The sequence below is a fragment of the Sphingomonas colocasiae genome, assembly GCF_019880585.1.
In the GTDB taxonomy this organism is placed as follows: domain Bacteria; phylum Pseudomonadota; class Alphaproteobacteria; order Sphingomonadales; family Sphingomonadaceae; genus Sphingobium_A; species Sphingobium_A colocasiae.
In genome coordinates, this window is the sequence record NZ_JAINVV010000003.1 from 55035 (window position 1) to 70515 (window position 15481).

Consider the following 15481-nt stretch of genomic DNA (forward strand, 5'->3'; position numbering starts at 1 on the left):
GTATTTCGCAATCAAATTCGTCTTTCGTTGCCCTTGCTGCCAATGCACCTTGCCGTATCGAGGCGCTCGGGTCCCATCGGGCCACGTGTCGCAAGCAAGGGGGAAAGCCGATTTCGACCACCAAAAGATCGCGCGTAGACTGGCGCGGCTATATCCCCGCCATCACCACGCCGTTCGACGAAGCCCGCGAGCTCGATCTCGCCGCTTTGGGCGGATTGCTCGAATGGCTGCATGCCGAGGGTATGCACGGCCTGCTCATCGCCGGCACCACCGGCGAATGGCCGAGCATGTCGGCGGCTGAGCGCAAGCGCCTGTTCGATGCGGCGGGGAACCAGCTTTCGGGCAAGCTTCACCTGCTCGCCGGCTGCAGCGCCTTCACCGCCAAGGAAGCGATCGACCTGGCCGAACAGGCCGCTTCGAGCGGCTTCGACGGAATCATGGTGACGCCTCCGCCCTATTTCTGCCCGTCTCCGGCCGAGATACTGGGCTTCTATTCGGATATCTCCAACGCCTCCCCGCTGCCGATCTGCGTCTATAATTGGCCGCCGGGCACGGGCATCGACATGCCGCTCGATCTGCTCGAACGACTTGCCGATCTCGAGAATGTCGTCGCGATCAAGCAGTCGACCGGCGATCTGCGGCGGTTCGTGAAGACCTTCTTCGCCCTGAACGAACGCGTCCGCGTCTTCGGCCATTCGATGGACGAGCACGGCCTGGCGCTGCTCCAGGCGCGTGGCGGCGACGGCACGATGGGGGCCGGCGGCGTACTCGGGCGCATCCACCCGGACTTCTACAACCATCTCTGGGCCGGCGATATCGATGCGGCGCGCGAATGCGGCCGCAAGGATCGCGTGATCCTCGACGAATGGTATACGTCGGATCTGGTCGGGCGCTTCGGTTCCGGACCCGCGATCCTGAAGGCGGCGCTCAACGCCCAGGGGCTTCCGGGCGGCCATGTTCGCCCCCCGCTTCAGGACGTCTCGGCGGAGGACCTGGATCGAATCAGGGAGACTCTGGTCGCACTCGGGCGCATCTAGAGTTTCATGAAACGGGTGGACGTGGCGATCGTGGGTGGCGGGCTGGTCGGCTGCGCGACCGCATGGCGCCTGTCCACCGCCGGCGCATCGGTCGAGTTGATCGAAGCGGCGGACATCAATGCCGGCGCATCGGGCCAGAATGCCGGGTCGCTGCATTTCCAGATCGAGCGCCGCTTCCTTGAGAATGGCGATGCGCTGGCGGAGCAGGCGAGCAGCATCGTCGCGCTCAGCCGCATCGCCGTCGAGGATTGGCGCGGACTGGAAACCGCGCTGAATGCGGACCTTCATGTCTCGATGGCCGGCGGCTTGATGGTCGCGGAGACGGCCGATCATGTCGCGCTGCTGGAACGCAAGGCCACGCGCGAACAGCGTGAAGGGTTGAAGGTGCGCACGATCGATGGCGACGCGGCGCGCGCGATCGCCCCCTATCTGTCCGCCTCAGTTCTGGCCGCCAATCACAGCGCCGATGAGGGCCATGCAGATCCCCGTACGGTGACTCCCGCGCTCGCGGCCGCCGCCCGCGCGGCCGGTGCGACGATCCGGACGCACAGTGCGGTTCATGCTATCGGCCGCCGGGCGGGCGGCGGTTTCACGATCGCAGGCAACGGCTTTTCGCTGCATGCCGATCAGGTGCTGATCGCGGCGGGCGCCTGGACGGCTGCGCTCTGCACGCTCGCCAATCTCCATATGCCACTCTACCCGGTTGCGCTGCTGATGAACGCCACCGAGCGGACCGCGCCGATGGTGCCGCATCTCGTCCAGCATGTCGGGCGCCGGCTGTCGCTCAAGCAGACCCATGCCGGCAATCTGCTGATCGGCGGCGGCTGGCCGTCGCGGCTGGCGCAATTGCCGGGCGGCGGTTTCGACCTGTCGCGCCGCGCGACGATGATCCCGGATTCGCTGTCCGGAAACCTGCGCGCCGCGATCGACGTCGTCCCGGCGATTTCGCGGCTGAACCTGATCCGGAGCTGGACCGGCGTCACCGCGATTTCCGCCGACCAATTGCCGATCGTCGGGCAGGTGCCGCGCATGCCGGGGCTGTGGATTGCGGCGGGCGGATCGGCTTTCACGCTCGGCCCCACCTTCGCGCGACTGGTCGCCTCGGCGATGGCGGGCGGGCCGTCCGAAGCTCTCGACATCGTCTCGCCCGCGCGGTTCGAACATCTCAACGGGTTCATGGGATGAGCGGCACGCGCATCCCCGGCGAAACGCGCGGCGCGGCGATCACCGTCATCGTCGATGGCGCGCCTGTGCCCGCGTTCGCCGGCGAGACGCTTGCCACAGCGATGATCGCCGCTGACCGCACAGCCTTTCGGCACGACACGCGCCGCGTGGCGCGCGGGCTGTTCTGCAACATGGGCAGTTGCTCCGAATGCCTGGTCACCCGCGTCGCCGACGGACGGCGCATCCGCGCCTGCCTGACCGAGGCGGCCGATGGGCTGGAGGTCCGCACCGATGGCTGACATTCTCGACGTCGCGATCGTCGGAGGCGGTCCGGCCGGCCAGGCGGCGGCGCTGCATCTTGCGGGCCGGGGGCTCGATATCGCCGTCATCGACGAGCAACCGCGCCCCGGCGGCCAGATCCTGCGTCAACCGCCCGCGAGTTTCACCGTCCCCGGCTGGCTGGCCGGACGCGGCTATGCCCGGTTGAAACACCAGCTCGCGCGTTTCGAGGCGCTCGACGATATTCGCTGGCTCGGCGGCTGTTCGGTGCTCGACCTCGCACCGACCATGGATGGCCTGTCGCTGCTTGCCGCCACCCCTGGCGGCATAAGCCGCATCCGCGCGCGGCATGTGCTCGTCGCCACCGGTTGCCAGGACCTCGCCGTCCCCCTGCCCGGCTGGACGCTGCCCGGCGTGATGTCAGCAGGGGGTATCCAGGCCTTCGTCAAAAGCCAGCGATTCATCCCCGGCGAACGGATCCTGCTTGCCGGCACCCACCCGCTGCAATTGATCGTGGCGGAACAGGTCGTTCGGGCGGGCGGCGAAGTGGCCGCCATACTCTTCGCACAGCCGCGCGCCGGAATGATCGCGACAGCGATGCGCCATCCGTTGATCGCACTACGCCGCGCGCCCGACCTCGCGGCAGCGGCATCGGCGATGGCGACACTCCGCCGCGCGGGCGTGCCCGTGCGGTTCGGCGCGCCGCTCCACGCAATATCCGGCATGGACAGAGTGACGGGCGCGGTGACGGGCATGGGCGAGATCGCCTGCGACACGGTCGGGCTCTGTTACGGTTTCGTGCCGCAATCGGCCCTGCCCCGCATGGCGGGAGCACGGATGCATAAGGCCGGCCCCGCCGGCGGCTGGGCATGCGCGCATGATCATTGGCTGCGCAGTTCGGTTGTGGGTTTGTCGGTGGCGGGCGAGGCGCTGGGTGTCGCCGGCGCTGCCGCTGCCGCTGCCGGCGGAGCGATCGCCGGGATCGGCATTGCCCGCGATCTGGGGCTGTTCGCGCCGGAGCAGGCGGAACGGATGGCCCGGCCGCATCGCCATGCATTCGATACCCATCGCGCCTTTGCCGCAATGCTCGACAGCATCGCGGACCCCACCGGCCACCTGCCTCGGCCCGATGCTGAAACATTGCTCTGCCGCTGCGAAGACGTTTCGTTCGAAACGATATGCGGCGCGATCGAACAGGGCGGCTCCGCCAATGCCATCAAGCTCGCCACGCGCTGCGGCATGGGTGCGTGCCAGGGCCGCAATTGCGAGCCGGCCTTGCTGCGCCTGCTCGGCGACGTCGGACGCGGCGACGATCCGGGCTTCACCGCGCGGTTCCCGGCCCGGCCGGTCGCGATCGGCGATCTTGCCGAATCCGGCTGATCCCTTGCGTTTCAGGCAACGACATTTGCAGGATCGTTGCGTTGCGCGCGCCAATTCCGCCCGACACATTGGCGCGATCATCCATCGGAGTTTGCCATGAGTGGAGCCCCTGAAAAGCCCCAATTCCTGTCGGTCGATCATATCTCCTGGACAGTGCCGGACCTGGACGCCGCGATCGCCTTCTATCGTGACGTGATCGGTGCTGAGGAGCTGTTCCGCATGGGACCGCTGGATGCCGCCGACATCCCCGTCGACGAACAGGGGCGCGACTGGATGGAGACGCATGTCGGCGTCAAAGGGGCCAGGTTGACGCTGGCGATGCTCAAGCTCACCGACAATCTCAATTTCCAGCTCGTCCAATACGACAAGCCCGACGGTCGCGGCCAGACGCTGCCGCGCAACTGCGATCGCGGCGGCCACCATCTCGGGCTGAAGGTCAACGATGTCGACAAGGCGATCGCCTATCTCGCCGCGCATGGCTGCACGCCGCTCGAGACGATCCATATCGATGCCGGGCCGCTGGCGGGCAAGAAGAACGTCTATGTGCTCGACCCCTTCGGCCATCAGCTCGAGATCGTCGACTGACCATCTTCCAGGAGACAGACAATGCCCAACAGCAAGATCAATCCCGCCGGCCTGTACGACGCGGTCGGCTACGGCTTTTCCCATGCCGCACTGCAGGAGGACGGTCGCACGCTGCATCTGGCCGGCCAAGTCGCCTGGGACAAGGATTGCAACGTCGTCGGCGGCGACGATCTCGCCGCGCAGACCCGCCAGGCGCTCGCCAATCTGAAGACGGTGCTGGCGGAGGCCGGCGCGACCCCGGCCGATATCGTCCGCCTCCGCACCTATGTGGTCAATCACAGCCCCGACAAGCTCGGCGTGGTGTTGCCTGAGATCGGCGCCTTTTACGGCGAGGCGACCCCTGCACCCAACACCTTTCTGGGCGTCGCCGCGCTCGCGCTCCCCGATTTCCTGATCGAGATCGAAGCGACCGCCGCCCTGGGATAACGCCTCACGCGATAAATTTGAGCAGTTCGAGCCCGGTCGCCTCTCGCACGATCCGTTGCGCGAGGAGATTGCCGTTGGCGCCGTTGGTGAAGATCACGATCGCGCGGCCCGACGCCGCATCGCCGACGCCGAGCGTGCGGAATATCCCGTAATTGCTGCCGCTATGTTCGAACAGCCGCCGCCCCGGCGACGCCTCGAGCTGCCAGCCGAGACCACGCGTGAAATCGGGGCCACGGATCTCGAGTTCGGTCGTCAGCATGGCGCGGCGGCTCGCGTCCGAAATTTCCCAACCGGCCCGGCTTCGTCCATCCATCATCAAGGCCATGAACCGCGCATATTCCGATACGGTCGTAAGCAGGCCGCCCGCCGCGTTGATCAGCAGGCCATGCGGCGAAGGCGGGGTCGCGGGATCCGCTTCGCGCATGGCCCGCACGGACTCGTCATAGGTCCATGACGCGATCGGACGGCCCCAGCGCTTCGCGATCGGCAACAGGCGATCGCCCGCCGCACGCGTCGGCTGCGCCGGAAGCCTCGCTTCGTCGTCATGCCCATAGACCGCATCCTTCGCGATGGCTTCGGTCCAGCCGAAGGTGCTGCGCTTCATGCCCGCGGGATCGAACAGCTTCGCGCGCATGGCCGCGTCCAGCCCCATGCCCGATACCTGTTCGACGATCAGTTGCAGCCACACATAGGCTTCGCCGGAATAGTGATAAGCGCTGCCGGGTCTCGCGATCGTCGCCAGCCGCCCGGTCGCCCAATTGGGCAGGCCGCTGCTGTGACGAAGCACGTCGCGTACGGTGATCAGCGACAATGCCCGATCATCCGAGAGATAGTCGGGCCGCCGATAATCGACGAGCGGCCGATCGAGTTCCAGCCGCCCCTCCTCGATCAGCCGCATCGCGACATAGGCGAAAACCGGCTTGGTCATCGATGCCGCTTCGAACAGCGTCTCGTCGTTCACCGGATCTCCGGTGACCGCGTTCTTGACGCCAAAGCCGCGCGTCCAGGCAAGCTGCCCCCGATCGACGACCGCGATCGCCAATCCGGGCAGCGCCGCGACGCGCATCAGGCGCGGCAGGTCGCGCTGGAAGGCATCGGACGGAATCCATGACGATCCCGGACGATCCGGTGCGGCCTGCGCGACGCCGGCGGCAAGGCCCATCGATACCGGCCCCAGCGCGAACATGCCGCGCCGGGTGAAACCCATTTCGGGGAATCCCGCCATTGTACCTCCCTGCTCGCAGCAGCGATCGTAGTGCCTGATCCGTTGGTCGGTACATCAAAAAAAATGGAGGCTGGATACTCAGGAAAGGCTTGGTCTTTCAGTCCGGGTTCGTCAGGACGGGGCGAACCCCCGTCACACTGCAAGGAAGACTTTTGGAAACCATCACGATTGTCCTTTTGCTGCTGCTCGCCGTGATCCTGAGCGGCATCTTCTCGCGCATGGTGCCCCTGCCGTTGCCGCGCCCCCTGTTCCAGATCGCGCTGGGCGCGATCATCGGCATGGCGGCCGACTGGCGGGTGACGCTGGATCCCGAGATATTCTTCCTGCTTTTCCTGCCGCCGCTGCTGTTCCTCGATGGCTGGCGCATCCCGCGCGAGGAGTTGTTCAAGGATGGCAAGACCATCGTCGAACTCGCGCTCGGCCTGGTCATATTCACCGTCGTGGGCATGGGTTTCTTCATCCATTGGATGATCCCCGCGATGCCGCTGGCCGTCGCTTTCGCGCTGGCCGCGGTCGTTTCCCCCACCGATCCCATCGCGGTGTCGGCGATCGCGCAGCGTGTGCCGATCCCCAAGCGCATGATGCACATTCTGGAAGGCGAGTCGCTGCTGAACGACGCGTCCGGCCTGGTCTGCCTGCGCTTCGCGATCGCCGCCGCATTGACCGGTGCGTTCTCGGTGCAGAATGCCGCGCTCAACTTCCTCTGGGTGGCACTTGGCGGCATCGCCGTGGGCGCCGGCGTCACCTGGATCGTCGGACGAACGAAACAATGGATTTCGCGCCGCTATGGCGAAGAGGGCGGATCGCAGATCCTGATCAGCCTGCTCATTCCCTTCGGCGCCTATCTCATCGCCGAACATCTCCACTGCTCGGGCATTCTCGCGGCGGTTTCGGCGGGCCTGACCATGGGCTTCGTCGAGGCGCGCGGCGAGCTGGAAGCCACGACGCGGATCAGGCGCAACACCGTCTGGGATGTCATCCAGTTCACCGCGAACGGGATCATCTTCGTGCTGCTGGGCGAACAACTGCCCGAGATTCTCGCCAGCTCGGCGGAGACGGTGCGCATGACCGGGCATCACGAACCCTGGTGGCTCGCAATCTATGTGGTCGCGATCAATCTGGGACTGGCGGGGCTGCGGTTCCTCTGGGTCTGGCTGTCGTTCCGGATGACGCTGTTCCGGGCCGGGCAATGGCGCACGACGCCGAACTGGCGGATCGTCGCGGCGATGTCGTTTGCCGGCGTGCGCGGCGCGATCACGCTGGCGGGCGTCCTCACCCTGCCGCTGGCGATGGATGACGGATCGGCCTTCCCCGCACGGGATCTCGCGATCTTCCTGGCGATGGGCGTCATCATCACATCGCTGATCGTCGCCAGTATCGGATTGCCCTGGCTCCTCAACGGCCTGCAAATGCCCGCCGAGCACGATCTGCAGGCGATCGAGGACGCGACCCGGATCCGGGCGGCCGAAGCGGCGATCGCCGAGATCGAGAAGGTCCAGCACAGCCTGGCTGAAGGGCGGGCCGATGCGGACCTTTACGTCTCCGCCGCCGCCCGGCTCATGGACGCCTATCGCCAGCGGATCGAAAGCCGCGCCGGCAATGCCGAAAGCAATGCCCTGGGGCGGCGATCGGAGGAGATCGAACGGAGCCTGCGCCTTGCGGCGCTCAGGGCGGAACGGACGCAGATCTTCAGGATGGTCCGCAAGCGGGAACTCGGCAGCGAACTCGCCCGCAAGCTGATCCGCGAACTCGACCTGGTCGAAGCGCGCTACGCAACGACAGGCTGAACCGCGCCGGCAAAGGGGCGAGAGCGGGTTGCCTCGCTCTCGCCTGTCGGATTATCGGGCCTTCTCGGCGCCCTGGTTCGCCCGGATGAAGTCGACGATCGTATCGACAAGGCCGGGCGCCAGGGGAAGATCCGGATTGGCATAGGTGGCAAGGTTGGTGGCCGGATCGGCGGGCGCGATCTTCAGCACATGGTTCATGCCTTCGATCAGCGCGACCTTGATGCCGCCGCGCGCCTGACCGAGCCGTTCGGCGTCGGCGACGGCGGTCTGGAGATCGGTGGTGCCCTGCACCACCAGGATCGGTCCATGATAGGCGGCGGCGAGTGCGGGTGGATCGGCCGCGAGCATCGAGATCAGAAAGGGTTGCACGCTGGGACGGAAGATCGACATGAGCGCGGGGTTCATCCCCTCTCCCGGCACCGTCCGCCCTGCTTCCAGTTCCGCAAGGATCCGCATCGCTTCATCAAGCATCGGCGCGAATGCCGGAAGCGAACGGAACTGCGCGCGCAATATCTCCCCGAGCGGCCGACCGACCGGCGAGACGAGGATCAGGCCGCAAAGGCCTTCGCTTTCCTGCGCGGCGATCAGGGCATGCAGCGTGCCTTCGCTATGGCCGAGCAGCCAGACGCAGCGCGCCCCGGTACGCTCGCGCAACGCCTTGGCCCAAGAGCGGGCATCGGCGGCATAGGTCTGGACGCGCAGCGCATCCTCCGATGTCATCGCGGCCGCGCTGGCGGCGATACCGCGTTTGTCGGCGCGCAGCGCGGGAATGCCGGCGCTCGACAATGCCTCGGCGAGCAATCGGTAGGGCGCGGCGCTTACGCCGAGCGGACTGTTGCCGTCCCGGTCCGTCGGGCCCGATCCCGCCAGGATCAGTACGGCCGGCCCCCCGGTTCCCCCCTTGGCGGGCGACAGCAGGGTGCCGTGCAGCGTCCCCGTCCCTTCGCCGACCGTCATCTGGGCCGGCGCCGCGACCGTGGCGGCGGCGAGCATCGCCAGAGGTGCAATTATCGACATCATCCTTCCCTCCCGAAATCCGGCAAGAGCCGGCTCATTCAAAGAATCATGATATCATAATTATATCACTATGTGTCGCGTGCAAGCGAAATCGCGCGGCGTGCTGCCACGCCGCGCGATCGCTTCCATCGGATATGTTCCAACCTCAGAAGGGCTGTTGTTCCGGTACCGCCGCACCGTCGGTCCGCGGATCGGACGCGCCGTAATGAACGGCCTTGCCGTCGCGCGTCTCAACCGCGTTGCCGCGCCCCATGCCTTCGAAATAGCGGGGCCAGACCTTGATCTGATGCCCCTGCCCGTTCAGCGCCGCGACGGTTTCGGCGGGCACGCCGTCCTCCATCCATAGTCCGCAGCCGTCGAAATCGAGCTTGGTGAAGCGCGCGGCGTCGAGCGCGCCCTGGATGTTCATGCCGAAGTCGACGATGTTCGACACGAACTGCGCATGCGCCTGGGCCTGGTTGAAGCCACCCATGATGCCGAACGCGATGTGACGATCGCCCTTCTCCATATAGGCGGGGATGATGGTGTGCAGCGGCCGCATGCGCGGGCGCAGCGAATTGGGGCGGCCGGGTTCGAGCACGAAGCTCTTGCCACGATTGTGGAGCGCGAAGCCGGTGCCGTCGGCAACCAGTCCGCCGCCAAAGGCGCTGGCGACGCTCTGGATCAGCGAGACCTGATTGCCCTCCTTGTCGACCACGGTCAGATAGGTCGTATCGCTCGATTGTTTCGCCAGCACCGCCTTGATGTCCGAGGGCAGCACATTGCACTGGGCGCGTTCGCCGATCGTCGCGGCCCGCTGCTTCGCCAGCGTCTTGGAGAGCAACGCCTCGACCGGGATCGCGCTGGCGCGCGGATCGCCGATGAACTGCTGGAGATCGGCATAGGCGAGCTTCTTCGCTTCGATCATCGCATGCAGCGCGCGCTGGCTGTTATGCCCCCATGCGCCGATCGGGAAGGTCTCCATGATGTTGAGCATCGACAGCGCCGCGATACCCTGGCCGTTGGGCGGCAGTTCATAGACTTTCCAGCCGCGATAATCGGTGCTGATCGGCGTTACCCATTCGGGTTCGAAGGCGGTCAGGTCCTCCGCCGTCATGAAGCCGCCGAGTTTGCGTTGCAGCGCCAGCATCGCATCGGCGGTCGGGCCGCGATAGAAACCGTCGCGGCCGGACTGCGCGATCCGCCGCAGCGATGCGGCCATATCGGGATTGCGCACCAGATCGCCCACCGCCGGCGCCTGCCCGCCGGGCAAAAACGCTTTGGCGAAAGCGGGGTCGCCCGCAAAGGGCATGCCGGTGTTCTTCCAGTTGAGCGCGTCGTTCTCCGGAACGCCGAAGCCATCTTCGGCCAGCGCGATCGCGGGGGCGAGGCTTTGCGCGAGCGGCAATTTGCCCCAGCGCTTCACCATCATATCCCACCCCGCGACGGTACCCGGCACGGTCACCTGATCGATCACGCGAAGCTTCTCGATCTTGCGCTTCTTCAGCGCCTCAAGGCTGAGGCCGGCCGGCGTCCAGCCGCTGGCGTTCAATCCATAAACCTGCTTCGTCTTGGCGTTATAGACGATCGCGAACAGGTCTCCGCCGATGCCGTTCATCATCGGCTCGATCACGCCCAGCGCGGCATTTGCGGCGATCGCGGCATCGACCGCGCTGCCGCCCTTCGCCAGGATCGCCGCGCCCGCCTGCGATGCCGCGACCTGGCTGGTCGCGACGATGCCATATTGAGAAACGACCATCGATCGGGATTGCGCGCGCGCGGGCTGGCTGGGCGCCGGCCGCCCCGCAACCGGTTCAGGCGGAAGTTGCGCGGCGGCCGGATACGAACCGGCGATCGCCGCGATCGCCAATCCTTTCGCAAGCCACCTTTTGCCTGTCGCCCGGCCGTCATTCATCACGCATCTCCCGCTGGAACGCGGTCGATGCTAGGGCTGCACACATCCCCGTCAAGATCGATTTTTCCATTTGGAAACTTCGTTGGCCGGGATGATGGCGGATCAGCTACTCGATCAGTCCACCGCCCAGCGCCACGTAAAGCGTGACCAGATTGTCGGCCTGGGCGCGCCGGATCTGCATCAGCGCTTGTTCCGCCGCGAACAGGTTGCGTTCGGCATCGAGGACTTCGAGATAACCGGCAACCCCCTCCCGGTAGCGTGTGCGCGCCAGATCCGCGATCCTTCGCGTGGCAAGGGTGCCGCGCTCCTGCGCGGCCACCTGTTCCGCGAGATAGCGGCGGCCGGCCAGGGCGTCGGCAACCTCGCGGAACGCGCCCTGCACGGTGCGCTCATAGGTTGCGATCGCGATATTCTCGCGCGCCTCAGCGACGGTCAGATTGCCCTTGTTGCGTCCGAAATCGAAGATCGGCAGCTTGATCGACGGGCCGAAGCTCCAGCTCAGATGATCGCTGCCAAGCAGATTGCCGAGATCGACCGAGGCGAAGCCCAGCGATCCGGTGAGCGAGATCGACGGGAAGAAGGCGGCACGAGCCGCGCCGATATTCGCGCGCGCGGCACGCAGCCTTTCCTCGGCCGCCACGATATCGGGCCGGGCGACGAGCAGGTCGGACGGCAGCCCGGCGGCAAGCACGGGCGATTGCGTCTGCTGCGCGAGCGGCAAGGCTTCGGGCAGCGGCGCCGGCACCGGCCCGCCGGTCAGCACACCGAGGAAATTCTCGCTTTGCGACCGTGTCAGCCGCAGCGCCGCCAGTTCGGTTTCGGCCTGGGTCAGCAGGGTTTCCGACTGGCGATAATCCAGCGCGGAGGTCACACCCGCATCAAGCCGCCGCTTGGCGATGCGCAGTCCTTCCTGGCGGCTCTGCACGGTCGCTTCCGCCAGCGCGATCCGTTCGCTGGCCTCGCGTAGCGCCAGATAGGTGCTGGCGACATCGCGGACGAGCGAAAGGCGGAAGGCGCGTTCGGCCTCCACCGTCGCCAGATACTGGCGACGCGCGGCTTCGGACAGGTTGCGCACCCGTCCCCAGAAATCGAGCTCGAAGCCGGTGACGCCCACGCCCACCGAATAGCGGGTCTGGGTGATCGATCCCGTTGCGCCGGGGATACCGGCCGCGGCCAATGGCGTTCGGCTGCGCGTGGCATCGCCGGTGGTGGCGAGCGTCGGCAACTGGTCCGCACGCTGGATGCGATACTGGCCGCGCGCCTCTTCGATCTGCGCGACCGCGACCGCAAGGTCGCGATTGCGCTGCAGCGCCTGGCCGATCAGTACCTCAAGCTGCGGATCGGCGAAGAAGGCGCGCCACCCGATCTCGGTCGCGCGTTGGCCGGGAGCCAAACCACCCGCCGATTCCGCCGGATATTCGCCGGCGGTCGGCAATGCCGGCCGTTCATGCGGCGGCGCGAGATTGCAGCCGGCCAGAAGCGCCAGAGCGGCGGCGGGAACTATCTTACGCATGACCGGCCTCCGGCTCATGATGCCCTTTTTCGCTAGGCGCCGGGGGACGGCGCTTCGAGATCCAGCGGCGAACCGCCAGATAGAAGAGCGGAATGAAGAAGATGCCGAAGATCGTCGCGGCGATCATTCCGCCCATCACGCCGGTGCCGACGGCGCGGCGGCTGGCCGCCCCGGCGCCGCTCGCGATCACCAGCGGCACCATGCCGAGGATGAAGGCGAGTGAGGTCATGATGATCGGCCGCAGGCGAAGCTTCACCGCCTCCATCACCGCATCGAGCGTCGATTTGCCTTCCGCTTCCTGCTCGATCGCGAATTCGACGATCAGGATCGCATTCTTGGCGGCCAGGCCGATGATCGTGATCAGGCCGACATTGAAATAGATATCGGCGTTGAGCCCGCGCAGCATCGAGAAGAGCACCGCCCCGAGCACGCCCAGCGGCACCACCAGCAGCACCGAGATCGGCACCGACCAGCTTTCATAAAGCGCCGCGAGCAGCAGGAAGACGACGACCAGCGAGAGCCCGAGCAACAGCCCGATCTGGCCGGCCGATTGCTGCTCCTCGTAGGAAATACCCGTCCATTCGAACGTGAAGCCTGCGGGAAGCTGGCTCGCCAGCCGCTCCATTTCAGCCATCGCCTCGCCGGTCGAACGGCCGGGCGCGGGGGTGCCGGAGATCGTCATGGCCGGATAGCCGTTGTAACGCTGAAGCTGTGGCGGCCCTGCGGTCCAGTCGACGGTGGTGAAGGCGCCGAAGGGCACCATCTCGCCCTGCGCATTGCGTGCCTTGAGGTCGAGCACGTCCTGCGGCGTCATGCGATAGGCCGCATCGGCCTGAAGCAGCACCCGCAGCACGCGGCCGTCGCGGGTGAAGTCGTTGGCATAGGCACTGCCGAAGGCGATCGCGAGTGTCGCGTTGACGTCACCCACCGACAGGCCGAGCGCGCGTGCCTTGATCCGATCGATATCGACACGAAGCTGCGGCGCATCCTCCTGCCCTTCCGGCCTGACGCCGGCGAGCACCGGGCTCTGCGACGCCATGCCCAGCATCTGGTTGCGCGCCTGGAGCAAGGCCGCCGCACCGTTGCCGCCACGATCCTCGAGCTTGAAGGTGAAGCCGCTCGCCGTACCCAGTTCGGGAATGGACGGCGGGTTGAGCGTGAAGACCATCGCCTCCTTGATCTGCATCAGCGCGCCGAGCGCCTTGCCGGCGAGCGTGTCGGCGCTGTTCTCCTGGCCCTTGCGCTCGTCCCATGGATGGAGCGAGATGAAGCCCATCGCATTGCTCTGGCCCTGGCCGAAGAAGCTGAAGCCGCGCACGAACACCATGTTCTTCACCTGCGGCTGGCTTTCGAAGAACTTCTTCGCCTCGCCGATCGCGACGTCGGTGCGTTCGCGCGTGGCGCCGGGCGGCGCCTGGATCACGGTGATGACGAAGCCCTGATCCTCCTGCGGCAGGAAGCCGCCGGGCAGGCGCTGGAACAGGATGAAGGTGATGCCGACAAGCGCCACGAACACGACCAGCCAGCGTAACGGGGCGGACAGGATCTTGCCGACCCGCCCCTGATAGCGATCGGTCGTGCGGCCGAACCAGTCGTTGAAGCGGCCGAAGAAGCGGTTCAGCCCCGCCTGGAACCGGTTGGCGGATTCGGCATGGTCTGGATCGTGCGGCTTCAGCAGCGCCGCGCACAAGGCGGGCGTCAGCGTCAGCGCAAGCAGCGCCGAGAATGCGATCGAGATCGCGAGCGTGACCGAGAATTGCCGGTAGATGCCGCCTGTCGACCCGGGGAAGAAGGCCATCGGGATGAACACCGCGATCAGCACCAGCGTGATGCCGATGATGGCGGAGGTGATCTGCCCCATCGCCTTCACTGTCGCGTCATAGGGCGAGAGCCCTTCGTCGCGCATGATGCGTTCGACATTCTCGATGACGACGATCGCGTCGTCGACAAGGATGCCGATCGCCAGCACCATGCCGAACAGGGTCAGCACATTGATCGAGAAACCGAACATCCAGAGGCCAAGGCATGCGCCGGCCAGGGCGATCGGCACCACCACCGTCGGGATGATCGTCGCCCGGAAATTCTGGAGGAACAGGAACATGACGAGGAAGACGAGCGCCATCGCCTCGACCAGCGTCTTGACGACCTCCTCCACCGAAATGGTGATGAACGGCGTGGTGTCGTAGGGAACCGACCAGGTGATGTCGGGCGGGAAGCCCTTTTCGAGCTCCGCCATGCGCGCCTTGACGCCTTCGGCCGCCTGCAGCGCGTTGGAGCCGGACGTGAGCTGGACCGCCAGGCCCGCCATCGGCTTGCCGTTCAGTTCGGTGCCGAACAGATAGGATTGCGCGCCGAGCTCGACGCGGCCGACATCCCCCAGGGTGACGGCCGATCCGTCCGGATTGGCGCGCAGGATGATCGCCGCGAACTGTTCGGGCGTGGTGAAGCGGCTCTGCGTCTTGATCGTCGCGTTGATCTCGGTCCCGCGTGCGATCGGCTGGTCGCCGAGCTGGCCGCCGGGCGACTGGCTATTCTGTTCCTGCACTGCCGCTAGCGCTTCCGCCGCCGACAGATTATAGGTGGCGAGCTTGGCCGGATCGAGCCAGATGCGCATCGCATATTCGGACGAGAAGGCCTGGATATTGCCGACGCCCTCGACGCGGCGAAGCTCGTCTACGATCCGCGTGCTCGCGAAATTGCCGAGTTCAAGCGTCGGCGTGCCGCCGCTCTTCGACGTGATGGCGACGATCAGCAGGAAGCCGGGATTGGCTTCGTTCACCTGGATGCCCTGGCGGCGGACATCCTCCGGCAGACGCTGCTCGACGCGGCGCAGGCGGTTCTGCACGTTCATCTGCGCGATATCGATGTCGGTGCCGGCATCGAAGGTGATGGTGATCGTGGCGGTGCCGTTCGAATTGGACGTCGACGCCATGTAGAGGAAACCCTCGACGCCGTTCAGTTCCTGCTCGATCACCTGCGTGACGTTCTGTTCCAGCGTCGCCGCGTCGGCGCCCGGATAGGTCACGTTGATCGCCAGAGACGGGGGCGCGACGGTCGGATATTGTTCGATCGGCAGGCCGCGCAGCGCAATGACGCCGGCGAGAAGGATGCCGAGTGCGATCACCCAGGCGAAGACCGGGCGATCGATGAAGAAGCGGGGCGCCATCATCGAAC

The 15481-nt window shown here is 66.3% G+C and carries 12 protein-coding genes; 7 read left to right on the forward strand and 5 right to left on the reverse strand.

The window, feature by feature from the left end:
* Window positions 1-152: 152 nt before the first annotated feature.
* From K7G82_RS04010 to K7G82_RS04035, 6 genes are all read left to right on the forward strand, one after another.
* A complete protein-coding gene (locus K7G82_RS04010) occupies window positions 153-1037 on the forward strand; it encodes a dihydrodipicolinate synthase family protein (RefSeq protein WP_343228536.1) in 885 nt (294 codons plus the stop codon).
* Between the two features lie 6 nt (window positions 1038-1043).
* Complete coding sequence (locus K7G82_RS04015; protein ID WP_222988563.1) at window positions 1044-2222, forward strand: NAD(P)/FAD-dependent oxidoreductase; 1179 nt, start codon at window positions 1044-1046, stop codon at window positions 2220-2222.
* Complete coding sequence (locus K7G82_RS04020) at window positions 2219-2500, forward strand: (2Fe-2S)-binding protein (protein WP_222988564.1); 282 nt, start codon at window positions 2219-2221, stop codon at window positions 2498-2500. The genes K7G82_RS04015 and K7G82_RS04020 overlap by 4 nt, the downstream gene beginning before the upstream one ends.
* Window positions 2493-3860, forward strand: coding sequence for an FAD/NAD(P)-dependent oxidoreductase (locus K7G82_RS04025; RefSeq protein WP_222988565.1), 1368 nt, complete (start codon window positions 2493-2495; stop codon window positions 3858-3860). Before K7G82_RS04020 ends, K7G82_RS04025 begins: the two co-directional genes overlap by 8 nt.
* A 96-nt stretch (window positions 3861-3956) precedes the next feature.
* Window positions 3957-4445: a VOC family protein gene (locus K7G82_RS04030; protein WP_222988566.1), complete on the forward strand. Its 489-nt coding sequence runs from the start codon at window positions 3957-3959 to the stop codon at window positions 4443-4445.
* Window positions 4446-4466: 21 nt separating this feature from the next.
* On the forward strand, window positions 4467-4871 hold the full coding sequence (locus K7G82_RS04035) for a RidA family protein (RefSeq protein WP_222988567.1): 405 nt from the start codon (window positions 4467-4469) through the stop codon (window positions 4869-4871).
* Window positions 4872-4875: 4 nt separating this feature from the next.
* Here K7G82_RS04035 and K7G82_RS04040 read toward each other — a convergent pair whose 3' ends face one another.
* Complete coding sequence (locus K7G82_RS04040) at window positions 4876-6096, reverse strand: serine hydrolase domain-containing protein (protein ID WP_222988568.1); 1221 nt, start codon at window positions 6094-6096, stop codon at window positions 4876-4878.
* Window positions 6097-6248: 152 nt separating this feature from the next.
* Between K7G82_RS04040 and K7G82_RS04045 the strand changes: the two genes are divergently transcribed.
* On the forward strand, window positions 6249-7883 hold the full coding sequence (locus K7G82_RS04045; protein ID WP_222988569.1) for a Na+/H+ antiporter: 1635 nt from the start codon (window positions 6249-6251) through the stop codon (window positions 7881-7883).
* Window positions 7884-7934: 51 nt separating this feature from the next.
* Here K7G82_RS04045 and K7G82_RS04050 read toward each other — a convergent pair whose 3' ends face one another.
* From K7G82_RS04050 to K7G82_RS04065, 4 genes are all read right to left on the reverse strand, one after another.
* Window positions 7935-8903 carry an alpha/beta hydrolase gene (locus K7G82_RS04050; RefSeq protein ID WP_222988570.1) on the reverse strand — a complete coding sequence of 323 codons (969 nt, stop codon included), beginning with the start codon at window positions 8901-8903 and terminating at the stop codon, window positions 7935-7937.
* A 142-nt stretch (window positions 8904-9045) separates the two neighbouring features.
* Window positions 9046-10794: a gamma-glutamyltransferase gene (gene ggt, locus K7G82_RS04055; RefSeq protein ID WP_222988571.1), complete on the reverse strand. Its 1749-nt coding sequence runs from the start codon at window positions 10792-10794 to the stop codon at window positions 9046-9048.
* A 106-nt stretch (window positions 10795-10900) separates the two neighbouring features.
* Window positions 10901-12307, reverse strand: coding sequence for an efflux transporter outer membrane subunit (locus K7G82_RS04060; protein ID WP_222988572.1), 1407 nt, complete (start codon window positions 12305-12307; stop codon window positions 10901-10903).
* Window positions 12300-15473, reverse strand: a complete 3174-nt coding sequence (locus K7G82_RS04065; RefSeq protein WP_222989008.1) for an efflux RND transporter permease subunit — start codon at window positions 15471-15473, stop codon at window positions 12300-12302. The genes K7G82_RS04060 and K7G82_RS04065 overlap by 8 nt, the downstream gene beginning before the upstream one ends.
* Between the last annotated feature and the right edge of the window lie 8 nt (window positions 15474-15481).